General features: G+C 25.1%; 23 protein-coding genes and 2 pseudogenes. 19 read left to right on the top strand and 6 right to left on the bottom strand.

What is annotated here, in order from left to right:
• Both QZ146_RS02055 and QZ146_RS02050 read left to right on the top strand, forming a co-directional pair.
• Positions 1 to 501, top strand: a pseudogene (locus tag QZ146_RS02055) (transposase); the annotation flags it as partial.
• A gap of 293 nt (positions 502 to 794) precedes the next feature.
• The gene (locus QZ146_RS02050) at positions 795 to 2,825 is read left to right on the top strand and encodes a hypothetical protein (RefSeq protein WP_295721979.1); all 2,031 of its coding nucleotides are present in this window, start codon (positions 795 to 797) and stop codon (positions 2,823 to 2,825) included.
• A gap of 421 nt (positions 2,826 to 3,246) precedes the next feature.
• Here the strand turns inward: QZ146_RS02050 and pyrF are convergent, their stop codons facing one another.
• Positions 3,247 to 3,888 carry an orotidine-5'-phosphate decarboxylase gene (gene pyrF, locus QZ146_RS02045; protein WP_295721978.1) on the bottom strand — a complete coding sequence of 214 codons (642 nt, stop codon included), beginning with the start codon at positions 3,886 to 3,888 and terminating at the stop codon, positions 3,247 to 3,249.
• A gap of 435 nt (positions 3,889 to 4,323) precedes the next feature.
• Here pyrF and cbiM point away from each other — a divergent pair, with 435 nt between their 5' ends.
• From cbiM to QZ146_RS01965, 16 genes are all read left to right on the top strand, one after another.
• Complete coding sequence (gene cbiM / locus QZ146_RS02040) at positions 4,324 to 4,989, top strand: cobalt ECF transporter S component CbiM (protein WP_295721977.1); 666 nt, start codon at positions 4,324 to 4,326, stop codon at positions 4,987 to 4,989.
• A 15-nt stretch (positions 4,990 to 5,004) separates the two neighbouring features.
• Positions 5,005 to 5,295 (top strand): energy-coupling factor ABC transporter substrate-binding protein, encoded by a 291-nt coding sequence (locus QZ146_RS02035; RefSeq protein ID WP_295721976.1) that lies wholly within the window; start codon positions 5,005 to 5,007, stop codon positions 5,293 to 5,295.
• A 254-nt stretch (positions 5,296 to 5,549) separates the two neighbouring features.
• A complete protein-coding gene (gene cbiQ / locus QZ146_RS02030; protein WP_295721975.1) occupies positions 5,550 to 6,269 on the top strand; it encodes a cobalt ECF transporter T component CbiQ in 720 nt (239 codons plus the stop codon).
• A 73-nt stretch (positions 6,270 to 6,342) separates the two neighbouring features.
• On the top strand, positions 6,343 to 7,170 hold the full coding sequence (locus QZ146_RS02025) for an ATP-binding cassette domain-containing protein (RefSeq protein WP_295721980.1): 828 nt from the start codon (positions 6,343 to 6,345) through the stop codon (positions 7,168 to 7,170).
• Positions 7,171 to 7,552: 382 nt separating this feature from the next.
• Positions 7,553 to 8,011, top strand: coding sequence for a riboflavin synthase (ribC, locus tag QZ146_RS02020; protein WP_295721974.1), 459 nt, complete (start codon positions 7,553 to 7,555; stop codon positions 8,009 to 8,011).
• Between the two features lie 54 nt (positions 8,012 to 8,065).
• Positions 8,066 to 8,758 (top strand): glycosyltransferase family 2 protein, encoded by a 693-nt coding sequence (locus tag QZ146_RS02015; RefSeq protein WP_295721973.1) that lies wholly within the window; start codon positions 8,066 to 8,068, stop codon positions 8,756 to 8,758.
• A gap of 165 nt (positions 8,759 to 8,923) precedes the next feature.
• On the top strand, positions 8,924 to 9,277 hold the full coding sequence (locus tag QZ146_RS02010) for a DUF2304 domain-containing protein (RefSeq protein ID WP_295721971.1): 354 nt from the start codon (positions 8,924 to 8,926) through the stop codon (positions 9,275 to 9,277).
• Between the two features lie 283 nt (positions 9,278 to 9,560).
• Positions 9,561 to 10,265 (top strand): (Fe-S)-binding protein, encoded by a 705-nt coding sequence (locus tag QZ146_RS02005; protein ID WP_295721969.1) that lies wholly within the window; start codon positions 9,561 to 9,563, stop codon positions 10,263 to 10,265.
• Position 10,266: 1 nt separating this feature from the next.
• The gene (locus QZ146_RS02000) at positions 10,267 to 11,472 is read left to right on the top strand and encodes an LUD domain-containing protein (protein WP_295721967.1); all 1,206 of its coding nucleotides are present in this window, start codon (positions 10,267 to 10,269) and stop codon (positions 11,470 to 11,472) included.
• Between the two features lie 753 nt (positions 11,473 to 12,225).
• Positions 12,226 to 12,942 (top strand): (5-formylfuran-3-yl)methyl phosphate synthase, encoded by a 717-nt coding sequence (locus tag QZ146_RS01995; protein ID WP_295721965.1) that lies wholly within the window; start codon positions 12,226 to 12,228, stop codon positions 12,940 to 12,942.
• 324 nt (positions 12,943 to 13,266) lie between these two features.
• Complete coding sequence (guaB, locus tag QZ146_RS01990) at positions 13,267 to 14,748, top strand: IMP dehydrogenase (RefSeq protein ID WP_295721963.1); 1,482 nt, start codon at positions 13,267 to 13,269, stop codon at positions 14,746 to 14,748.
• Between the two features lie 112 nt (positions 14,749 to 14,860).
• On the top strand, positions 14,861 to 16,096 hold the full coding sequence (locus QZ146_RS01985) for an HD domain-containing protein (protein ID WP_295721961.1): 1,236 nt from the start codon (positions 14,861 to 14,863) through the stop codon (positions 16,094 to 16,096).
• A gap of 94 nt (positions 16,097 to 16,190) precedes the next feature.
• Positions 16,191 to 16,370 carry a hypothetical protein gene (locus tag QZ146_RS01980; RefSeq protein ID WP_295721959.1) on the top strand — a complete coding sequence of 60 codons (180 nt, stop codon included), beginning with the start codon at positions 16,191 to 16,193 and terminating at the stop codon, positions 16,368 to 16,370.
• 63 nt (positions 16,371 to 16,433) lie between these two features.
• The gene (locus QZ146_RS01975) at positions 16,434 to 16,982 is read left to right on the top strand and encodes a UbiX family flavin prenyltransferase (RefSeq protein WP_295721957.1); all 549 of its coding nucleotides are present in this window, start codon (positions 16,434 to 16,436) and stop codon (positions 16,980 to 16,982) included.
• A gap of 28 nt (positions 16,983 to 17,010) precedes the next feature.
• Positions 17,011 to 17,577 (top strand): precorrin-6Y C5,15-methyltransferase (decarboxylating) subunit CbiT, encoded by a 567-nt coding sequence (cbiT, locus tag QZ146_RS01970; protein ID WP_295721955.1) that lies wholly within the window; start codon positions 17,011 to 17,013, stop codon positions 17,575 to 17,577.
• 39 nt (positions 17,578 to 17,616) lie between these two features.
• Positions 17,617 to 18,255, top strand: coding sequence for a molybdenum cofactor guanylyltransferase (locus tag QZ146_RS01965; protein WP_295721953.1), 639 nt, complete (start codon positions 17,617 to 17,619; stop codon positions 18,253 to 18,255).
• A 144-nt stretch (positions 18,256 to 18,399) separates the two neighbouring features.
• Here the strand turns inward: QZ146_RS01965 and tsaA are convergent.
• Positions 18,400 to 18,894: pseudogene (gene tsaA, locus QZ146_RS01960) on the bottom strand (tRNA (N6-threonylcarbamoyladenosine(37)-N6)-methyltransferase TrmO).
• Between the two features lie 395 nt (positions 18,895 to 19,289).
• On the opposite strand from tsaA, the gene QZ146_RS01955 reads away from it, so the two are divergent.
• Positions 19,290 to 19,502, top strand: a complete 213-nt coding sequence (locus QZ146_RS01955; protein ID WP_295721949.1) for a molybdopterin-binding protein — start codon at positions 19,290 to 19,292, stop codon at positions 19,500 to 19,502.
• Positions 19,503 to 19,597: 95 nt separating this feature from the next.
• Here the strand turns inward: QZ146_RS01955 and QZ146_RS01950 are convergent, their stop codons facing one another.
• From QZ146_RS01950 to QZ146_RS01935, 4 genes are all read right to left on the bottom strand, one after another.
• Positions 19,598 to 20,998, bottom strand: coding sequence for a glutamate--cysteine ligase (locus QZ146_RS01950; RefSeq protein ID WP_295721947.1), 1,401 nt, complete (start codon positions 20,996 to 20,998; stop codon positions 19,598 to 19,600).
• 27 nt (positions 20,999 to 21,025) lie between these two features.
• The gene (locus QZ146_RS01945) at positions 21,026 to 21,817 is read right to left on the bottom strand and encodes a class II glutamine amidotransferase (protein WP_295721945.1); all 792 of its coding nucleotides are present in this window, start codon (positions 21,815 to 21,817) and stop codon (positions 21,026 to 21,028) included.
• A gap of 548 nt (positions 21,818 to 22,365) precedes the next feature.
• Positions 22,366 to 22,803: a molybdenum cofactor biosynthesis protein MoaE gene (locus QZ146_RS01940; RefSeq protein WP_295721943.1), complete on the bottom strand. Its 438-nt coding sequence runs from the start codon at positions 22,801 to 22,803 to the stop codon at positions 22,366 to 22,368.
• A gap of 20 nt (positions 22,804 to 22,823) precedes the next feature.
• A complete protein-coding gene (locus tag QZ146_RS01935) occupies positions 22,824 to 23,357 on the bottom strand; it encodes a nicotinamide-nucleotide adenylyltransferase (RefSeq protein ID WP_295721940.1) in 534 nt (177 codons plus the stop codon).
• Positions 23,358 to 23,597 lie beyond the last annotated feature (240 nt).

Raw genomic sequence — 23,597 nt, 5'->3', positions numbered from 1 at the left:
ACAAAAAATAAACCATTTATTTGCTTAACAACCGATTTATTTCCAATGTATAGAAATGTAGCAGATGAGATAGGAGTAAAACACCAATTATGCATATTCTACTTATTTAAAACAATAAACCATAAATTAAAAGTATATTGTAGAAAAAACAAGATAAAAGGAAAACAAAAAGATTAATTTTATGAAAATGCACGAGAATTAAAAAATTGTTTCAGACAAAATTCAAAGCAAGAAGAATAGAGAAATTTAAAGAATATTTACAAAATTATAGTGCTATTTTGATTGTATTAAGAGATTTTATAAGAAAACACATTATCAATCATTTCCATAGATATGTCGAACACTTGGATGATGATAATATAGAAAATACATCTTTGAAAATTATTACAGACAAACCAATCCCGAAAAATAAAGAAAATATTTAAAACTGAAAATGGAATTCTAACATTTCTAGACTTCCAAATGCAAAATTGGACACAAAAACATTTAAAAATAAAATAAGCCTATAAAATTTTACAACCTCTAAAAAAAGAGAAAATAAAAGAAAACTATTTAAATTAAGTTATTATAATATATGTATATGTTAAAATAATATAAATTTATTAAAATCTCATTATCAATAATTTAATTTTAAGGGATTTAATTTATTTTATAAAAATCTTGATATGATAAAATTAAATTTTAAGTGAATATGTTGATTAATATTATTTTAATATTGTAGTAATATTGTAAGAAATATTTAATTTCCGAGTTAGATATTTCTTAGAATATTAACTAAAATTTCGGAGGATATGATGAAGAAATTTAGTAAATATTGTATATTTTTATTAATATTAATTACTATAGTTTCTATCTCTTCAATATCAGCTACTGATATATCAGACTATTCTTCTAATGATAATACCCATGCTATTAGTACTGATTCTGGAGATAGTAGTGTAAATGATGTAAAGAATGAAGAAAGTAAACCTGAACTTGCAGATTCCTCTGTTTCTTCTGGTAGGGATATTCCTGTTAGTTCCAATAATCTTAATGAGGAAAATGATGAAGAACATTCAACTAGTGTAAATATTACCACTGGTAATTCTTCACATCTTAATGAGGAAACTGAAATTGGTGCAAAAATTATTGCAAATAATAGTCAACCTATAGGCGGAGGTACTGCTACCATCACCATTTCAAAAAATGGTACTGATATGCATACTGAAACTGTAAATTTAGATGAAAACGATACAGTTAAATTTAAATGGACTCCTACTTCTGCAGGGGTATATGATGTTCTTATTAAATTCAATGAATATATTAATAATGGAACTAAGTGGATGGAATCTAACGCTACAAATAGTTATGAAGTTAATGTTGGAACAACCACTCAAATTACCTCAGTTAACTCATCAGCAGTTTATGATCCATTTGATATTATTGGAGATATTACAGCAAGTGATGGTCAATTATTAAATGGTTCAGCTCTTATAACTATTCTTAAAGGAGATAAGAATATTTTACAAACTGATGTCATAGTTAAGGATGGACATATAGTATATAATTGGATTCCAAAAGAAATTGGTAATTATTCAATTAGATTGGTTTACAATAGATGGGTAAAAGATGATATAGTATATGCATCTTCTGTTGCTAATCAAAGTTTTGAAGTAATTAGAAACAATAATTTAAAATTAACTGTTAATAATGTTAAAATGTATTATAAGGATGGTACTAAACTTATTCTCAAAGTTTTGACTCAAGATGGCCATGCTGTAAATAATTTAACTGTACATGTAAAAATTAATGGTAAAACTTATAATGTTGTTACCGATGGTAAGGGTATAGGACATTTAGCAATTACTTTAAATCCAAATACTTATAATGTTGTAACTTCTATTCCAGACACCCATATAACAGCTAAATCTACATTTACTGTTAACAACTGGAAAAAATCATTAGTTAGTTTAGAACCTAAAAGTTTAACCAAATATTATAAAACTGCTAATAAATTTACTATTACATTAAAACACAATAATGTATTAATTCCTAATGAAATAATTACAGTTAAAATTGGTAAAACTACTTATAGGACTAAAACTAATTCTAAAGGTGTTGCTAGCTTAGCAGTTAACTTAGCTCCTAAAACATACACTGCAAGAACTTCAATAAATATTGCAGGTATTACTAAATCTAAAAATGCTAAAATTGTTATTAAAAAATGGCAAAAAAGATATGCTAAATTAACAGTTAAAAAACTTGTTAAAGAATATCAAGATGCTAATAAGCTCCAAGCAAAATTAACCTATAAAGGTGAGGCTATTGCTGGAGAAAGAGTTAAACTTCTTTTTAATAAAAAAGTTTACATAGCAAAAACTAATAATAAAGGTATAGCTTACTTTAGATTATTCCAAAAAGTAGGAAAATACAGAGCTAAAGTATCAGCTAACGTAACTGGTGTTTCATTATCAGCTGCTACTACTGTTACTATTGAACCTGCTAAAGTAACTTTAACAAGATCTGATCCTGTCAGTTGGAGTGGTTCTATTATTAATGGTACTATTATTTTAATACCAAATTATAAAAAAGGTTCTACTATATATTTAACCTTTTCACATAATAAAAAACCAATGGTATTTAAAACAGTTACTCTTTGTGTTGATAAGGATAAAGATGTTAAACAAATGAAAAAATCTGAAGTAAAAGTTACAAATAAAAAAGGTAGAGTATATCTTTCTACTAAAGGTTTAAAAATTGGTTCACATAAATTATATGTAACATTTTATTCTGGAGATCCTAATTTCTACAGTTTAAAATGGGGTGTAGATTTTAATTTAATATAATAATCCATTTTAAACTTTATTTTTTATTTTTATCTTTTAAAATCTTTTTTTCTTTTTTCTTTTTTTATTATTCATATTTAATTTTCTAGCTATTTTTAGATATTTTACTTTTATATTAAAATAATCCATTAATTTTATTGTTATTTAAACAAAAATGAGTATTTATTTAAAAAAATAATATTAACTTATTAACCTTTTTCATTGATAAATTAATAAATAGTAAAATTAAAAATCTATTTTAAGGAAATTTCCTTTTATAAGATATAAAAAATTAGATATTATGCTAAAAATTAAATTTAAGAAAAATAATTAGTTAAATTATTCAAATGATTATTAAATAATTATTTAAAGTATTAATATGAATATTAATATTGTCAAAATTTACTTTAATAAAATAAAAAAGTAAAAATATATTATTATATTATTTAGTTAATATGTCTTTAACCGCTTTTTCAGGGTTATCTGAAGTGTATATGCTTCTTCCTACTATTATTGCATCTGATATTTTAAGTGTTTCTTTTGCACTTCCTCCCTGGGTACCAACACCTGGAGATATTATGTATGCATCTTTACCAACAATATTACGTATTGTTTTTAATCTATTAGGTCTTGTTGCAGGAGCTACATAATTTTTAATATTTAAATCTACTCCTAATTGAGCAATATCTTCTGCAACTGGTTGTAGGAATTTACGTGCTCCGGGATGTGACATTTCAGTAAGTAAAAATAATTCTCTATTGTATTCATTTGCCTTATCAAGGCATGATCTAATACTATCTTCCCCTACAAATCCATGACATATTAATCCATCAGCACCATTTGAATAAGTAATGTCTGCTATTTTATCATTTGTTGCATCAATATCTGCAACTTTATAATCGCATATTACTTGAAAGTTAAATTGTTCTTTTAAAATATTTATACATTCTATTCCAACTGCTAGAGTTAAAGGATATCCAATTTTTATTGTATCTATTTGTCCTTTAACTTTATCACATATTGTAATTGCTTCGTCTATATCCATTACATCTAATGCTAATATTATATTATTTTTAACTTTCATATTATCACGATTATTTTTAAAAAATTTTTTTATACTATTTTAATCATTATTATTCTATTTTTTATACTTTAATTAATTATCTGAATACTTATAATAATTTTACTTTATTTCTTAAAATTTTAATTTATATTTAATTATATTTTAGTTTTATATGATTTATTTTATGTTATAAAAAATTATGAGTATATTTTTTCTGTTTATTTTATATATGCGTTATTTTTGATAATTAATAAATTAATGAATTTTTCTTTATTTTTTTAATAAGAAAAATTTTTATGTTCGTTTTTTAATATGAAAAAAAATTTTAGGTTAGTTGTTGTAAAATACGAAAACTTTATTAATAATTTAAAATATAATTGATTATCAAGTATACTTAATTTTTATTTAATTGTACTTGATAAAATTAATTTAAAAAAATTATTAAGGAGATTTAAAATGCATATTATGGAAGGATATTTACCTGCTTTTTGGTGTATCATATGGTATGTTATTATGATTCCAATTGTTGGGTATGGAATATATCAAATTAAGAAAATAACTGAAGAATATCCAGAAACTAAAGCTCTTGTTGCAGTTTCCGGAGCATTTATGTTTGTACTTTCTTCATTGAAAATGCCATCTGTTACTGGAAGTTGTTCTCACCCTTGTGGTAACGGTTTAGGTGTAGCGTTGTTTGGTCCTGCAATTACTGGAGTACTTGCAACTATAGTACTTCTTTTCCAAGCACTATTACTTGCTCACGGTGGACTTACTACTTTGGGAGCTAATTGTGTATCAATGGGTATTATTGGGCCATTTGTAGGTTGGATTGTCTTTAAAGGTTGTAATAAAGTTGGACTTAACACTAAAGTTAACATATTCTTAACTGCGTTCTTAGCAGATATTATAACTTATCTTGTGACTTCTATACAATTAGCTTTAGCATTCCCATTACCAAGTTTTGCTGCAGCATTTCCAAAATTCTTTATTATTTTTATGCCAACTCAACTTCCTTTAGCAATTGCAGAAGGTTTACTTACTGTAATTGTATGGAATGGTTTAATTGCATATAAACCTGAAGTTCTTGAAAAATTAAATGCAATTACTCCTCAAAAAGCATAATTAGGTGATGATAAAATGAAGTATGAAAATATTATTTTATTAGTACTAGTTATAATTATTTTAGTTGCTCCAATGATTATGTATAATGGTCTTGGTGAAGATCAGGGTATGTTTGGTGGTTCTGATGATAAAGGGGTTGATGTAATTGGTGAATTAGATCATAGTTACAAACCATGGTTTGAATCAATTTGGGAACCACCTTCTGGTGAAGTAGAAAGTTTACTCTTCGCTGTTCAAGCTGCAATTGGTGCTATAATCATCGGTTATGCATTTGGATATTGGAGAGGCCAATCTAAAAAAGATTAAATCTTTTTTTATATAACTATTTTAAAAAAGATATTAACTCTTTTTATTATTTTTTTTATTATTTACTTAAAAAAAATATTGATTAAAATTATTCTTTTTTATTTAAATTTTATTTAATTTTTTAGTATTTTTATTATTTTTAAAATTATATTAAATATTTATATATTATTTTCAATAATATTATAATGTTTATCAATTGAAAATGATAATATCTGTTTTATTTTTTCTAAAGTATAATTAATAAAAGGTGAACCATGGAATTTGATATAGATTTTATTGCACATACAAATAGGATTGCAGATTATAATCCTTATGTTAAGGTAATAGGTTCAATATTATTAGTTCTTTCTGCATTATTTATAAACAATAATTATTATTCTATTTTCATAATAATAGTATCATCTTTATTGTTATTAGCTTTAGCACGTGTATCTCTAAAAGATTATGTTAAATTTTTAACTATTCCTTTTGCTTTTACATTTTTAACATGTATTTTTATGTTATTTTTCTTCCCTAGCGGGGCATATATTTGGAATAGTGGATTTTTTGGTATAGGTATTACAACAGAATCTTTAAGAGTATCATTATTAACCTTTTTTAGAGTATTTGCATGTTTTTCTGCATTAGGTTTTATGTCACTTACCACTCCTATAACTGATGTTATGTCTGTTTTAAGAACTTTTTATGTTCCTCAAATATTTTGTGAAATTGCAGTTTTAATGTATAATGCAATTTTTATATTTTTAGACAATATTACGGTTATGAGAAATGCACAAAAAACTAGGCTTGGTTATTTGGGAGGTTATATTGATTCTATGAAAAGTTTTGGATCGATGTTTTCAAATTTATTTTTAATTTCACTTGAAAAGAGTGAGACCTTACAGAGAACTTTAGACTCTAGATGTTATACTGGTGAGTTACCAGTATATAAACCAGATAGATCAAAAGATACTTATCCTGAATTAGTTAGTTAGTTATTTTTTAAACATTATAATTAGGAATATATAAATAGATAATAATATAAGTATTAATTATGGAGGAATTTTTATTATAGATATTAAAGGTGTAACATATAAATATCCTGATGGAACTATTGCTTTAAATAATATTGATTTCAGTGTTGAAAAAGGTGAAATGGTTTCATTACTTGGGAAAAATGGTGCAGGCAAATCAACATTATTTTTACATTTTAATGGTATTTATGAGCCTACTGAAGGTCAGGTATTAATAGACAGTGAGCCTGTTGATTATTCTAAAAAAGGCTTAATGAAAATTCGTCAAAAAGTAGGTATTGTTTTCCAGAATCCTGATGATCAGTTATTTGCACCTACAGTAGAAGAAGATGTGGCATTTGGTCCTTTGAATTTAGGTAAATCTCAAGAAGAAACCCAGGAAATTGTTACCAATGCTCTTAAAAGGGTTGATATGTCAGGTTATGAAAGAAAAGCTCCTCATCATTTAAGTGGTGGTCAAAAAAAGAGGGTAGCTATTGCAGGTATACTTGCTATGAATCCTGAAGTGATGGTATTGGATGAGCCAACATCAGGTCTTGATCCTAGAGGAGCTTCTGAAATTTTACAATTATTGTATGAATTAAATAATGAAGGTATAACAATTATTATATCTACTCATGATGTTGATTTGGTACCTGTTTATTCAAATAAAGTCTTTGTAATTAGTAAAGGAAATATCCTAACATCAGGTTCAACGAAAGAAGTATTTTCTGATATAGGATTAATTAGGAAGGCTAATTTAAGACTTCCAAGAATTGCTCATTTAGCGGAAATTTTAGAAAAACATGATGGCGTTGATTTCAATGGTGATTATCCATTAACCATTGGTGAAGCTAGACAAAAATTTAATAATATTCTTTAAAATTATAAATAATGATTAATAGTTAATTATTTTTTTTATTTCATTATATTATTTGTTTAATAATTTTTATTTTTTCATTATTTAACTTTTATTTACTTTTCAAGGATTTTATTCCCTTTATTGTAATTATTATTCCTTGCAATCTTTATTATTATTATTGTAATATAAACTATTTTTAACCTAATTTATCTGATTATTATGAATATATAGATTTATTATTGTCTCTAAACAGTATCAAATGATATTGTTCAATTGAGGATTTTAATTAGTTTCATTTATTTTTTTTAAGATTTTTCCCATATAATATAATATTATGATTTAATAATCATTTTTAAATAAAAAGAAAAATATATTATAAACATAAAAAATTGAAATGATTATTATGAGAATTGGATTATGTGACACTACCTTTGCAAGATTTGATATGGGTGGAGCTGCTGAAGATGAACTTAAAAAGTATGTATATGACACTAAAATCATTAGAGTTACTGTACCTGGTATAAAAGATCTTCCAGTAGCTAGTAAAAAACTCATTGAAGAGGAAAATTGTGATATAGTCATGGCTCTTGGAATGCCTGGTCCTCAAAAGAAAGATAAAATGTGTGCTCATGAAGCATCTACAGGTTTAATTAGAGCTCAACTTATGACCAATACTCATATTATAGAAGTTTTTGTTCATGAAGATGAGACTGAAAGTGATGATGAACTTAAAGTCCTTGCAGATAATAGAGCAAGACAACATGCTCAAAATGTTTATAAGATGATGTTTAAACCTAAACAAATGAGAAAAGAAGCAGGTAAAGGTAAACGTGAAGGATTTGAAGATGCAGGTCCAGTTTAACATATATTATAAATTATTATTATTATTATTATTATTTTAATCAGTGGTTTTTAAATGAACGATTATATTAAAGATACATTTTTAGTTGTTCCGGCATATAATGAGGAAAATCATGTAGAGAAAGTCTTAATTGATATTGCTAATTTAGGATATAATATTATACTTGTTAATGATGGTTCTAGTGATAATACATTGAATATAGCACGTCAAGTTCAAAAAAAATATCCTAGCCAAATACATATTGTAACACATGTATTAAATCGAGGATTAGGAGCAGCATTAAAAACTGGTATGACTGTTGCATTAAATCATAATGCTAAATATATCATTACTTTTGATGCTGATGGACAACATAATTTTGAAGATATTGCAAAAGTAATTAAACCTCTTAGAGAAAAAAAGGCCGATGCTGTAATTGGGTCTCGTATTTTTGAGGATATGCCGACTACTAAACATTTTGCAAATAATGTTATGAATCTTTTAACTCATATTTTTTATGGTGTAAAGGTTAAAGATTCGCAATCTGGTCTTAGAGCATTTTCTGCAACAGCGGCAAGGAAAATTGATGTTGTCTCAGCAGGTTATGGTGTATCATCAGAATTCATTAAAGAAATAAAAGATAATAATATAGTTTATGATGAAGTTCCTATAACTACTATTTACACAGAAGAAACTCAGCATAAAGGTACTAATGCTATTATTGGTCTTAAAATCATGATAAAGATGATTTTTGATTTATTCAGATAATTAATTAAATTAAATTAAATTTAATAATTTTATTTATTATAATAATATCTAATAACAATTAAAATAATATTAAAATTAACTATTTAAAATTTATAAAAATTAATTATTTAAATTTATAAAAATTAACTAATAAAATAAATGAAATAATAAAATATGAGGTAAAGTATGACATCGCCCTTATTGTATCAAGTTTTAGTTATTATACTAGCAATAATTTCCATTATACTTTTAACTATAAGATATAAGAATAAAAAATTAACTACATTTTCTTTATTTATTATTATAATTTTTTGGTTAATCATTATTTCAATAGGATTATTCCCAGAAGAAACTACTATTGTGGCTCATTTCTTTGGGCTTAAACGTGGTTTTGATTTAATATTTTGTGTATCCATTGGATTTTTAGCATATATTATACTTAGGATTAATCTTATAATGAATAAGCAAAACGAAGAATTAACTAAAATAATTAGAAAAATAGCTATTGAAAATGAAGAAACTGTTGAGGAAGAGGACTAAATATTTTGTGATTATTTATCTATTAACTTTTAGTTAATTGATTAATTTTAATTAATTTTTTATTTTTAATTAAATTTAGTTAATCAATAATTAATTAATCAATTAATTATAATATTGTTATTATAATTAATTTTAACTTTAACTTTTAATTTTAATTATTATTATTAAATTTTAATTAGCTTTAATTTATTAATTATCGTTATTTTAATTTATTATTATTTTATTAATTTTAATAATTTATAAAATTTATCAAATTTAGATTATAATGATTATAAGTGATTTAATGTTATATTTTAGAGGTTGTACTGCAAGAGAGAAGGATAAGGATATAGAAGATGCTACAAGATTTTTACTTGACCAGTCAGGTATTGATTATCATATTTTGGATAATGAAAATTGTTGTGGTTCAGTACTTCTTCGAAGCGGGTTTAAAAAGGATGCTATTAATTTAATGAAGGAAAATCTCAATGATTTTAAAGATGAGCTAATAATTACCTCATGTGCTGGTTGTTATAAAACACTTAAAGAGGATTATAAAGACTTGCTTAATGTAGATTTAAATGTCTTACATATATCTCAACTTTTATTTCAATTGATTAATGAGGGTAAGATTAAAGTAAATGATAATTTCACTAATTTTAATGTGACTTATCATGACCCTTGTCATTTAGGTAGGGCATTAAAAGTATATGATGAACCAAGAGAGGTTATCAAAAAATACACTAATCTTATTGAGATGAAAAATATTAGGGACAATGGATTATGTTGTGGATCTGGAGGGGGAGTAAAATCAGCTTATCCTGATATTTCAAATACTATTGCTAAAAGAAGAATTCAAGAAGCTGAAGAAACTGGATGTGATTATATATTGACTGCATGTCCTTTTTGTAAACTAAATCTTAATCAAAATTCAAATAAACTTAAAGTTTTAGATATATCAGAATTTATAGCTAAATTAATTAAAAATGAAAATATTGAGGGGATTTAATATGGAAGATAAACAATTAAAACAAATGAAAAAATCATTTCAAATATTACAATCCCGTTTTAAACATATTGCAAATGATGAAAAAACTCAAAAACTACAAGAACGTGTAATAAATATTAGAAAATGGTCAATTGAAAATATGGAAACACTTATTGATGAGGCTAAGGAAAACTTTAAGAGAAATGATATAGATTATTTTGAAGCTAGTGATGGTAATGAGGTAATAGAAATTATTACACAACTTGTTAATGAATATGATCCTGATAATAAAATAATAATTAAATCCAAATCTAATACTATAGGTGAGATAAAGGGACGGAAAAAATTGGAAGATAAAGGATTTAAGGTAATCGAAACAGATTTGGGAGATAGAATATTACAATTAAAAAATTCTGATAATAGGCCGGTACATAATACAGGTCCTGCTGCACATTTAAGTGTTGATGAGATTACTGATATTGTAAATAACGCTTTAGGTACAAATCTAAAACCAGTACATAAAGATATTATGGAAACTGTTAGGGAGGATGTATTAAATTATGTTAATAATGCAAAGGTGGGTATTACAGGTGCCAATGCTATTGCATCTGAAGATGGTGCTTTTGCAATAGTTCACAATGAAAACAATGTTGCTTATGCATCAAGTAGAAAACTTCATATAGTCATTGCAGGTATTGATAAAGTAGTTTCAAGTGTAGAAGAAGCAGTATCTATTTGTAAATTAGAATCTGTATTTGGTGCTGGTTCTCCAATATCTTCATATATTAATATTATTGCAGGTCCCTCAAAAACTGCAGATATTGAAAAAAAATTATTAAAACCTATGTATGGTGCTGAAAAGGTTGTTGTAATTTTATTGGATAATGGTAGAAGAAAATCAAAAGAAGAATGTTTATGGTGTATAAATTGTGGTAATTGCATAGTTAATTGTCCAGTTTATAATGCTGTAGGTAATGAATTTGGATTTAATTATTATCTTGGAGGGCGAGGAATAGCAATGAGCAGATTTTTAAATGAAAATGAATCTAAAGATGATGATAAACTGTTTATGTGTACATTATGTGGAATGTGTACATTTAATTGTCCTGTTAGAACACCAACTAATGAGGTAATAGAAAATCTTCGATGTCTAGGGGATTATCATATGGAAGTACATGAAAAAATCAAGGACAATATTAACTCTAAAGGTTCACCATATAAAAAATAATATTCTTAAATCCTTATATTTCTTTAGGATTTCGCTATAAATTTATGATAGAAATTTAACACAAATTCTTAAAAGAAACTATAAATATTTAAACATTTTCTAATTTTTACTGAAATTCTATTTTTTGCAAAAATATATTACTTAATATAAGTATTTTAATCAGTCAATAACTAAATAATAGAAATTGGAACTTTTAATAGGTGTAATAAATATTAGTGGATTAAATCTGACAATTATATATTTAATGTTGTTTATGTGGAAATAATAATTATAATTCATATATCAAATCTATTAATTTAACTGTGGATAAAATAGCACTAATATTCTTGCAAAAGATGCAACATTTATAATAAATTATGTGCTAGCTATAATGTTACTGTTAATAAAAATATTTCAATAATTATTCTTTTTTCATATATTTTTAAATATAAAGTAGTTTAAATGTATTTATTTATCACTTATTAATTTATTTCATATATGGTTTTATATTATTAATATAATGAATAATTAAACCAATTTAATATAAAATAGAAAACATTTATATGTATAAAATATATAAATCAATAAATATATTATATGATAATAATTTATGACTATTCATTTTATTAATTTAAAAATATCATATTATTTATAATGTTATTTTATTTAAAAATAATTTATTTTAGATTTAGTGATTAATTTATTAGTTAAATATCAAAATAATATTTTAATTAATGACTTAAATGTATAAAGTAAATAATTGGAGGAAATGTATTGCTTTTATTAATAAGTCCAATAAATTATGAAGAAGCTATTGAATCTATTGAAGGTGGAGCAGATATTGTAGATGTAAAAAATCCTAAAGAAGGATCTCTTGGAGCTAATTTTTCATGGGTTATTAAAGATATTAGAAAACTCACACCTTCCGATAAATTAGTATCATCTACTATTGGAGATGTTCCATATAAACCAGGTACTGTTTCTCTGGCTGCTTTAGGTGCACTTTATTGTGGTGCAGATTATATTAAGGTAGGATTATATGGTACTAAAAATTATGATGAAGCTTTAGATCTTATGGAAAAGGTTGTTAAAACTGTTAAAGATGAATCTCCTGAAACTATTGTTGTAGCAGCAGGTTATGCAGATGCAGAAAGAGTTGGAGCGGTTTCTCCTTGGGATATTCCTAAAGTTGCTCGTGACTCAGGTGCAGATTTAGCTATGTTAGATACTGCTGTTAAAGACGGTAAAACATTATTTGATTTCATGTCTATGGGAGATTTAGAAAAATGGGTTCGAGAAGCTAAAGAATATAATCTTAACACTGCTCTTGCAGGATCCGTTAAAAAAGAACAACTTAAACCTTTATATGATTTAAATTGTGATGTTGTTGGTATTCGCGGTGCTGCTTGTGTTGATGGTGATAGAAACTCAGGTCATATTGATAGAACTGCAGTTAAAGCTTTAAAAGACTATGTCAAATCATTTGATTAGTCTTGTTTTTTTTCATTTTTCACTTTTCAATTAATTAATTATTTTTATATTCATTATATTTTAAAAATTATTTTGTTTTTTTATCTAATTTTCTTTTAACTATTTTATCTGGATTAATTTTATAATTTCTTAAAGATTATTTAAAATTTCTTCATTAACATTAAATTTATATAAAATAAAATATAAAAGATTTATAATTATATAATATCATATAATATATAATAAAAGAAATTATCATAATTTTAAGTATTAATTTTTCTTATGATGATAATCAATTTTATATTATTTTTTTAAATCAATAATTATTTTTATTCGGTGATATAAGTGTTTTCAGAAAAAATCCAAGAGGCAAGGATAGGATATACATTTGATGATTTTCTCTTAACACCAAATGGGTCTTATGTTGAGCCAAAAAATGTAGATACTAGTGTAAAAATTAATGATGATATTATTCTTAATATTCCTATATTAAGTGCTGCTATGGATACTGTTACTGAATCTGAACTTGCAATTGCACTTGCACAGGAAGGTGGAATAGGAGTAATTCATAGAAATAAAACATTAGATCAAGAAGTTGGAGAAGTTAAAAAAGTTAAATCTGCTGATGATATTACTATTCGTGATGTTAAAACCATTACTCCAGATTCATCAATCAAAGATGTACAAAAGCTTATGGATGATATGTCTATTAGTGGTTTACCTGTAATGGACGGTGAAGAAATTATTGGTATTATTAGTCGTAGGGATGTAAATCCAATAATCAAATCTGGTCTAGATCATTTAGTTAAAGACATAATGACTTCTGATGTTGTTACAATTGATGAGAATACTTCAGCTGAAGAAGCACTTGATATTGCATATGAAAATAAAGTTGAAAGACTTCCTGTTTTAAGTAATCATAAACTTGTTGGTATAGTAACAATTCGTGATATATTAAATCATAAAAATCATGCAAATGCTGCAAGAGATAAAGATGGAAGATTACTTGTAGCTGCAGCTACAGGACCATTTGATTTAGAGAGGGCTATAGCTTTAGATAAAGCAGGTGCAGATATTATATCTATTGATTGTGCACATGCTCATAATATGGATGTTGTTAAATTTATTAAAACCATGAAAGAAAACATAAATGCAGATTTATGTGTTGGTAATATTGCTACTCGTGAAGCTGCTGAAGACATTATTGCTCAAGGAGCTGATGGTCTTAAAGTAGGTATAGGGCCTGGTTCAATGTGTACTACTCGTATTGTAGCTGGTGTAGGTGTACCTCAACTTACAGCTGTTTCTGAAGTTGCTGATGTTGCAAAAGAACATAATATACCTATTATTGCTGATGGTGGAATTAGATACTCTGGTGATATTGCAAAAGCTATTGGTGCTGGAGCTGATTTGGTAATGCTTGGTAATGCTCTTGCAGGTACATATGAGTCTCCAGGTGAAATAGTAGTAATGAATGGTAAAAAATATAAAACTTATCGTGGTATGGGTTCAATGGGTGCTATGACTGGTGGATTTGGTGGTGGTGCAGATAGATACTTCCAAGAAATTAAAGGGCCAATGAAACATACTAAATTAATACCTGAAGGTGTTGAAGGTGCAGTACCTTATAAAGGATTTGTATCTGAAGTTATATTCCAAATGGTAGGAGGTCTTAAAGCTTCTATGGGTTATTGTGGTGCTAAAGATATTTCTACTATGAAAGAGGTTGCAAGATTTACTAGAATAACTCAAAGTGGAATTAAAGAATCACATCCTCATGACCTTTTAATTACTAATGAAAGTCCTAATTATCCTACTTTAGATTAATTAGATTTTTTTCTACTTTTTTTATTTTTTTATTTAATTTATTTCATTATACCAGCTATTTAATATTAATTATAAATTAAAGATTAAATTAAATTAGATTCAATGTGGTTTGATGTTAAAATATAGCAAATATATTCGAGATAGTATTAATGGAAATCTTCCTATTACTAATCTTGAAAATGAGATAATGGATTATCCACAATTTCAAAGATTAAGACGTGTAAAACAATTAGGTTTCACCTCCTTAATATATCCTGGTGCAAATCATACTAGATTTGAACATTGTATTGGAACAATGCATTTAGGTGGAAAATTAGCAGAATCATTAGAGCTTACTGATGATGAGATTCAATTGGTACGTCTTGCAGGTTTGCTTCATGATATTGGCCATGGACCATTTTCACATTTATCTGAATCAGTAATAGGGGTAAAACATGAAAAATTTACGGAATTTATTATAAAGAATACTGCAGTATCTACTAAATTATCTGAAAATTATAATCTTGATAAAATTTGCGATATTATTAATGGTAAGGGTAAACTTGGACCTTTAATCTCTGGTGAGCTAGATGTAGATAGAATGGATTATCTTATGAGAGATTCACATTATACTGGCGTTAATTATGGTGTAATTGATGCAGATCGTTTAATTGCAAATCTTAAATTGGAAAAATATCTTGTTCTAGACATCAAAGGTGTTCAAGCTGCTGAAAGTATGCTTCTTGCCCGTTATTTTATGTATCCTAGTGTATATCAACATCATACTGCTCGTATTATTGATGCAATGTTTAGACATGCATTAGATCAAATGATTGAAAAAGAAGATTTAAATACCCGAAAATTGTTTTTTTTAGATGATAATGAATTAATAAATAAATGTAAAAATTCTACAACAGAATCTACACGAAATATGATTGAAAGAATAGAAAATAGGCAATTATTAAAAGTAATCAATACAATTGGTTTAAATAATTTTACAAAACCTAATGATGTATTTAAAATCAATATTGGTGACATAATTAAGGCAGAGCATGAAATAGCAGAAGATTATAATATTGATAAAAATTATGTATTTATAAGTCTGCCAGAATATCCTAAATTTGATGAGATGAAAACACAAATTGCAATTGGTGATGATTTATATAATTTAAATGAGGTTTCTTCAATTGTGCAGGCATTAAATAAAGCAAGGTTTAATTATCCAGATATTGCTTTATATTCTCTTAATGAACATGCAGATATTTTAAAAAAGGTGGATATTTCAAATTATCTAGAGTTACCGGAAATATCAGAAAAAACTCTTAATAAAACCCATTTTGACCAAATAGATTTATTAGAATATATGTGAAATATCTCTAAGATAAAATACTACTTATTTTAAGTATTAAAATTTTTATAATAATATAGACAAAATAAACTATGTAAAAAAAAGAGGTTATATAATGAAATGTAATAGTTGTATTTTTAGAAAGATTGTAAAAAAAGGACACCGTACTCAACAAGTATGTGGTTATAGCGGTATTCAAATTGATCCTGTTTATTCCTGTCAATATTGGAAATTAAAACCCCACAATAAAACTAAATCTAAACTTAAAAAAATTCATCATTATAAATATCATTAGATTTTTATCCTTTTTTATATTTATTTTATATAATTTTAATAAACATTTTTTTGAGGATTATTGATGATTATAGTTGCTATAACTGGAGCAAGTGGAGTTACTTTAGGTGTTAAATTATTAAAGACACTTAAGGATTTAAACATAGAAACTGGTTTACTAATCAGTGATACTGCAAAAACCATTATTGAATATGAATTAGACATAAGCTGTGAAGAGATAATTAATATCTCAGATCATTACTATGAAAATAATGATTTATTTTCATCAGTTAATAGTGGTTCTTTTAAATTTGATTCTGTTGTTATAATTCCATGTTCTATGAAAACATTATCAGCTATTGCAAATGCTTATGCTGCTAATTCCATTACAAGAGTTGCAGATGTAGCACTTAAAGAAAGACGTAAAATTATTATTGTACCTAGAGAAACTCCTCTTAGAACAGCACATATTGAAAATATATTATCTATTTCTAAAGAAGGAGGGATAATCTTACCTCCAATTCCTGGATATTACTCAAAAATAAAAACTCTAGAGGATATGGAAAATTTTATCATTGGGAAAGTCTTAGATTCTCTTGGAATTAATAATGATTTGTATAAACGTTGGGAATAATTAACTTATTTTATTTAGAGTGTTAAAAATGTTTGAAGACAGTGATTTTATTAAAAGTTGTGAAGTTCCAGGGCCAACAAAAGAAGCAATTAGGGCATTGCTTGTGTATAAGTCTAATGTTACAGAAGAAGATGTAGTAGTAGATGTAGGTTGTGGAACTGGTGGCTTAACAGTTGAATTTGCAAGCCGTGCCAAAAAAATATATTCTATTGATAAAAACCCTCATGCTATAGAGATGACTCGTAAAAATATAAATAAACTTTTAAAAAATCAGGATAATATTGAATTAATTAATGCAAATGGCACAGAGGGTCTAAAGGAAATTGATAATATTGATATTGCACTTATAGGTGGAAGTGGCCATGAACTTTTTAATATACTAGATTTAGTTGATGAAAAACTAAATTCAAAAGGTCGGATATTAATTACAGCTATTCTTGTTGATACTAAAGTTGAAGCTATTAATAAATTAAAAAACTTAGGATATAATCCTAAATTTATGGAAGTCAATGTTTCTAATGGTAGAATATTGGATAGGGGCATATTAATGAAAGCTGAAAATCCTATTGGAATTATATCTGCTAAAAAACATTAGTCTGTAAAAAGTGCTTTTTTTTAATTTTTTTGGGATAATATGAAAAGTTGCATACTTTTATGTGGAGGAATGAGTAGAAGAATGGGTCGAGATAAGGGATCTATGAAGATTCATAATAAACCTATGATAATTCACATACTTGAAGCATTAAACAATCAAATAGATGAACTTGTAATTGTTTTAAATGATGATAATAGAATTAGAAAATATAAAAAAATTATTACCCAAAAAAACTATTCTTTTAAAATTTATTTTACAATTGATATTGAAAATGATTTAGGTCCATTATGTGGGATTATGACTGGACTTGAAAAAATCAATTCAGATTATGCCCTAGTCCTGCCCTGTGATTCACCATATATTGATAGTGATTTTGTATATTATATGTTTGATACACTTGAATCAATACTAGAAAATGAGGACAATGAGTCTCTAATGGCATTAGTACCATATCATAGAAGTCCTAATGATGTAGATATAATTAAACGAGCAGAACCTTTACATTCAATTTATCATAAAAGCTACATACCTTTAATAGATGAATTTTTACAAAATAATATTCGTAAAGTAAGGGTTCTTATGAAAAATCAAAACTGTTTATACATTCCTATTGACAATCATTTGATAAATGTGAATAATTTTAAAAATTTAAATAGGCCTACTGATATCGAAGAATAATATGTTTTTGAATTAACTTAAATATATTGGATAATAGTGGTTTTTTTTGAATTAACTTAAATATATTGGATAATAGTGGTTTTTTTAAATTAACTTAGATATATTGAAGAATAATGGGTTTTTGAATAAATTATAATCTATTTATTATTCTTCTATAAATCTTCCATCTGCTTTTTGATTTTTAGCTTTATTATAATTATTTTCAAACCACTATTTTTTATATCATCTACTAGTGTATCTAAAATAATTGATGTAGATAGGGTTTAATATCTAAAGCGGTGTTTTATCTACAACATCTATATTGGATATATGAATAATATTTCCATCAATTGATTCGAGTTTTACAGTACTTAATCCAATATTATTTGGTCTTTTAGGAGATCTTGTTGCAAAGACTCCATGAGATTTATTGTCCATATATGGTTTTACTTGTAGTGCATTGCCATTTGTAAGGTGAAGATAATATATTAATATTATATGTGAAAATTCTTCTAAATCTTTAAGTCCATCTATATATTCTTCTTTAAGATGGATTTCTCCATTAATACCTTTTGCACCGGTTGGTTGAATAGGCATTCCTTGAGGTTTATCAAAAGGTGTTTTTATAAATCCAATACTTTTTAATTCAATCTTATTCATAGCCTAATTTTTAAAGTATTTATTTAATATAGTTTATGAAAAAATTATACTTATTATAATTTTATAGATAATCATTTTTTTTATTAAATGATATATTTTCGATATGCATATATTTTCTATTGGATTATAATCTTTAAAAATTAAATAAAGATAAATTTATATAAAATATTGACAAAAATAATTTTGTTAAAAGTATTTTATCTAAATATGTCTTTATATTTTATAATAATTAAATTTTAAATAATATTTTAAAATTTATTTTTCGATTAATATATTATTCAAAATCGATATTTTGTATATTTTATTAAAAATTAATAGAAAGTTTAAGGCATATTTCTTTTTAAATTCTTTTATTTTATATATATTATTTAAATAACTAAAAAGGAGATATTTTTATGGAAATTAGTGCTAGAAATGGATTAAAAGGAAAAGTTGAAGAGGTTACATTAGGTACTGTTATGGCTAATATACACATTAAAGTTGAAGAACCTGGTGTAATAACTGCTGCTATAACTCGTGAATCTGCGGAAAAATTAGGTTTAAAAGTTGGTGATGAGGTTTCAGCAATTATTAAATCTACTGAAGTTATTGTGGGAAAAGAATTATAATATTTTTTAAATAATTTATTCTAAAAATAAAGTTTTTTTTAATATTTTATAAAATACTTAAATCAATGAATAATAGTTTTATATTATTTTTTGATTTAAAAAACTTTATTTCCAGATAGAGCAATATTTGCATATTTTTTTAGCTCTTCACATTTATTAAAATCTATTTTTTCAAGGTTATAAATACTTGATTGTTTGTTGTTTTTAGAAAATTGTATATGTGTATTAATATAACCATTTTCACGGATTAACTTTAATAGTCTTTTACCATAGGTCAAATCCTCTTTTAATATACGGTCATACATTAAATTTAAAGTTAAATCTGCTTTTGTAATATTTAATTCTTCACACATTTCATACATTTCTTCAATAATCTCACATGCCCAATCTTTTAATTTAACTTCTTTTCCATCTTTTAAAAGTCGCATTGAATCTACATATCCTCTTTCTGCAGCATTTTCTTCATTTAGTTTAGATTCCAGCTGCCAATTGGGATAGTCACTTTCTTCTTTTATTAACATGTATATTAAAAATAAATGTAAAAATTTCATATCATGCTTTACCAAACCACATTTATAAAATGGATTAATATCTAGGGTTCTTATTTCGAGATATTCAATACCATCTTGTTTTAGAGAATTTAATAAGTCACTAGGATTTTTAGTTTTTAATCTAATTTGTGAGTATAATTCTTTTGCTTCAGATAAATCACCATTATTAATAAATTCTTGAAGATCTTTTACAAATTCACGGACTGAATCGTATGATGGAAATAAATCCTTTATATTTTTATATCCGCAACTAGCATTTCTAAATGATGGTCCACGTGTAGAATAATAACTTCCATATTCATCTTTTTTATCCATAAGATGAATACATTCCGGGGAAAATGTTTTATGAGATCCAATTGATGCCCCAGTTAAATAAATTATTAACCAACAGTATCTTATATAATTTCTAGTAATTTTCAAATATATATTATTTTTAAACTCTTTATAGCTAATATCTTCCACTTCATTTTCAAATAACCTGTCTATTAGATAATCACTAAAAGAAAAGTTAAAATGAACTCCAGATATCATTTGTTTTTTAACACCATATTTATTTGCTAAATTTTCACGATATTTTTGAGAAGTTTTTCCTTCTTTAGGGTATTTTGCTATAGGAATCTGATTCCAATAAGGTAAAATACATGGTATTGATTGAAACCATAAATATTCATCATCAGGTAGTGAGGAGTTTACTAGATCTGATAAGATTGAAAAGGTATCAAATGCCTTATCAATAGTGTTAAAAGTAGGGGTGATAATTTCTATTTGACTTTCAGAAAAATCTGTTGTTACTATCGGATTTGTATATTTATCACCAAATACTGTGGGATGAGGTGTTAATGATAATCTACCATCTTTTTTCACTCTTAAAGTTTCCCATTCTATTCCAAAAGAGCCTCTAAGAATTTCACGGGCTGTGAAATCTTTTAACCTATATAAATTCATTATTCCTCCAAATTTTATATTTAATCATTAATATTCGACCCTTTTAAGTGATTTATTAAATTCTTCAAATTTTTTCCTATTCTCTTCAGTTTCTATATATACATTTTCATGTTTTTTACTTTCAAATATAATATTTCCATCGATTAAACCAAATAATTTATTTAATTCTACAGGTTTCCAATTTTTATCTTGATTAAGTGGTGTAGAGCTAACTATAAAATCTTCATCATTTTTAAGATAGTATAATGAATTTTTCATATTTGTATGAATATAGGTTAAATCACCATCACAAATCATTAAATTTAATTTATTTTTTTTAGATAAGTCTCTAATGATTTTAGATAATAAATTAAATCTTTCTTTTATTGATGAAAGTTTTCCTTTTTCTTTTTCAAATTCATCAACCTTATCAATTATATATAATAAAATACGTTCTGAATCTGTATCTCCCTTTTGTTTATCTTTATATTTATCAAGTGGAGAATAATCAAATATTGTTCCATTATGTATTAATATCCAAGACCTTTTATTTGAATCTATTTCATAAAAGGGATGACAATTGACAGATATAATTTCACCTACCGTTGCTAATCTAATATGTGCAAATACATTTTTACTAATAATAGGATTGGATAAGATCTTTTTTAATTGTTTACTACATTTAGCTTTAATTGGTTCTTTTTCAATTTGAAATTTTCCATTTGCTAAATTTGCTAATCCCCAACCATCAGGGTGTTCATCTGAGTGTTCATAAAAACATTGTAAACATTCATTTACTTCATGAGGTTCTTTAGAATTAATACAAAATATTTCACACATTACATCCCCTCAATTATTTTTATTAAAAAATATTTCACATAACAATTGTTATATATTTTTTCTTATTTAAAATTTTTCTATTAAATTTAATTATATATTAGATCTATTCCTTAATTAAATAATCTCGATTAATAAATAGTCAAATTTCAATTTAAAATAAGAAAAAATAAAAATAAATAAATTAATAATTGTATTAGATTTTAATTTTATTATCAATATTAAATAATATTGTATTTTTAATTAATAAAATTTATTTAATATTATAATATTCTAATTGATAGTATGCATTTATATTCTAATGATTAGGCTGCATTTATATTATAATATTCTATAAATTAGTATACATATATTATAATTTACTTTTTATTATATTCTCAATTTATTAATGGATAAATTAAATCAATTAAAAATAAAATACGTTAAAAAATAAATTTATGAATAATAGTACGAAAAATATAATTGCAAGTGTTTTTATGCTACTAATAATAAATTTCAATATTAATACAATTATAGCAATTATTATAAATCCAATCCAAAAATTCATCATTTTATCCACCTGCCAGTATTGTTTTTGATCCTTTGTTTGAGATTTCTTTTTTTTTAAAGTCTACTTCAAATTTAACTCTTTCAATTGTGTTTTTAAGTGCATCATAAGATTCATCTCTATGTGCACCTAAAATTGCAACTAAAAATAAACTGTCGCCAGTATAGAATTCACCAATATAGTGAACTACATTAATTTCATATACTCCATATTTTAGTTTTATCTCTTCTATAATATTTTCTATATCATTTTTTGTTTTTTCTTTATCAGATGTTGTTAATATTAATTTGTCCACTTTTTTTCCTGGTTCATTACCTCTAACAATACCTTCAAAAGTAAATATTGTCCCAGAATTATCTATCTTGCTAGACTTTTTAATATCATTAATCAAATCAGAAATTGTAATAATATCTTCGTTTTTTTCAATAATCCTAACAGTCAATTAATCACATCCATATTTATTTAAGATTCATTTTGTTCTTTTTGTGAAAGATGTTGTATACGATTTATACCATCTATTTCTTTTAAAATTTCAATAGTTGAATGTGGAACTAGAGATTGCCAGTCTTTATTTTCAATCATTCTTTTTCTAATTTCTCGGCCAGATAATAATTTTCGACTATAAGGTAGTGGAGATTTAACTTCATAATTTTCCTCTTGGAATAATCTTTGAACAAGGGAATTTCCGCTATATACAGTATTAAATGGAGGAGTCATCATTTTTACATGTGCAACCCATATTGCATTAATTTCAATATCCTCCATAGGTACAATATAATATTTCAAAGGATCAACATCTTCTTCTGCTAAAAACCTTTTAATCATCATAATCCTTTCACCTGCAGTAAAAGGGTCTTTTAAGGTATGGGATATCTGGGCACTACCAACACCAATGATAATCTCATCTACTTCTTCTAAGGTTTTTAGTATAACTTGTCCATGACCTTTATGAAATGGTTGCATTCTACCTATGATTAAACCTCTTTTTACAGTCATTTAAACAACCTCTAAATAAATATATAGTATTAGTAATTATTAATAATATATTATTCATTATATTAATAATTTAAGTGATTTTTTAATAAACTTTTTAATTTTTTATATTTTTATATTATTAATTAATATTATAGTGGAACTTTTTTTTTAATTTTATAAATCTTATTTAATTTTATATTAGGAACTTTTTTTTAATTTTATAAATCTTATTTAATTTTATATTAGGAACTTTTTTTTAAT

This window comes from uncultured Methanobrevibacter sp., from assembly GCF_905235195.1.
In the GTDB taxonomy this organism is placed as follows: domain Archaea; phylum Methanobacteriota; class Methanobacteria; order Methanobacteriales; family Methanobacteriaceae; genus Methanarmilla.
This window is presented reverse-complemented; position numbering and strand designations above follow the sequence as displayed.

What these genes read in the sequence shown, in the direction of transcription:
- QZ146_RS02015 (WP_295721973.1), top strand. Translation starts at nt 8,066, where the DNA reads ATGAACGATTATATTAAAGATACATTTTTAGTTGTTCCGGCATATAAT.
- QZ146_RS01955 (WP_295721949.1), top strand. Translation starts at nt 19,290, where the DNA reads ATGGAAATTAGTGCTAGAAATGGATTAAAAGGAAAAGTTGAAGAGGTT.
- QZ146_RS01965 (WP_295721953.1), top strand. Translation starts at nt 17,617, where the DNA reads ATGAAAAGTTGCATACTTTTATGTGGAGGAATGAGTAGAAGAATGGGT.
- QZ146_RS01935 (WP_295721940.1), bottom strand. Translation starts at nt 23,357, where the DNA reads ATGACTGTAAAAAGAGGTTTAATCATAGGTAGAATGCAACCATTTCAT.
- QZ146_RS01985 (WP_295721961.1), top strand. Translation starts at nt 14,861, where the DNA reads ATGTTAAAATATAGCAAATATATTCGAGATAGTATTAATGGAAATCTT.
- QZ146_RS02050 (WP_295721979.1), top strand. Translation starts at nt 795, where the DNA reads ATGAAGAAATTTAGTAAATATTGTATATTTTTATTAATATTAATTACT.
- cbiM (WP_295721977.1), top strand. Translation starts at nt 4,324, where the DNA reads ATGCATATTATGGAAGGATATTTACCTGCTTTTTGGTGTATCATATGG.
- QZ146_RS01975 (WP_295721957.1), top strand. Translation starts at nt 16,434, where the DNA reads ATGATTATAGTTGCTATAACTGGAGCAAGTGGAGTTACTTTAGGTGTT.
- pyrF (WP_295721978.1), bottom strand. Translation starts at nt 3,888, where the DNA reads ATGAAAGTTAAAAATAATATAATATTAGCATTAGATGTAATGGATATA.
- QZ146_RS02035 (WP_295721976.1), top strand. Translation starts at nt 5,005, where the DNA reads ATGAAGTATGAAAATATTATTTTATTAGTACTAGTTATAATTATTTTA.
- ribC (WP_295721974.1), top strand. Translation starts at nt 7,553, where the DNA reads ATGAGAATTGGATTATGTGACACTACCTTTGCAAGATTTGATATGGGT.
- QZ146_RS01980 (WP_295721959.1), top strand. Translation starts at nt 16,191, where the DNA reads ATGAAATGTAATAGTTGTATTTTTAGAAAGATTGTAAAAAAAGGACAC.
- QZ146_RS01950 (WP_295721947.1), bottom strand. Translation starts at nt 20,998, where the DNA reads ATGAATTTATATAGGTTAAAAGATTTCACAGCCCGTGAAATTCTTAGA.
- cbiQ (WP_295721975.1), top strand. Translation starts at nt 5,550, where the DNA reads ATGGAATTTGATATAGATTTTATTGCACATACAAATAGGATTGCAGAT.
- QZ146_RS02000 (WP_295721967.1), top strand. Translation starts at nt 10,267, where the DNA reads ATGGAAGATAAACAATTAAAACAAATGAAAAAATCATTTCAAATATTA.
- QZ146_RS02010 (WP_295721971.1), top strand. Translation starts at nt 8,924, where the DNA reads ATGACATCGCCCTTATTGTATCAAGTTTTAGTTATTATACTAGCAATA.
- QZ146_RS01945 (WP_295721945.1), bottom strand. Translation starts at nt 21,817, where the DNA reads ATGTGTGAAATATTTTGTATTAATTCTAAAGAACCTCATGAAGTAAAT.
- QZ146_RS02005 (WP_295721969.1), top strand. Translation starts at nt 9,561, where the DNA reads ATGTTATATTTTAGAGGTTGTACTGCAAGAGAGAAGGATAAGGATATA.
- cbiT (WP_295721955.1), top strand. Translation starts at nt 17,011, where the DNA reads ATGTTTGAAGACAGTGATTTTATTAAAAGTTGTGAAGTTCCAGGGCCA.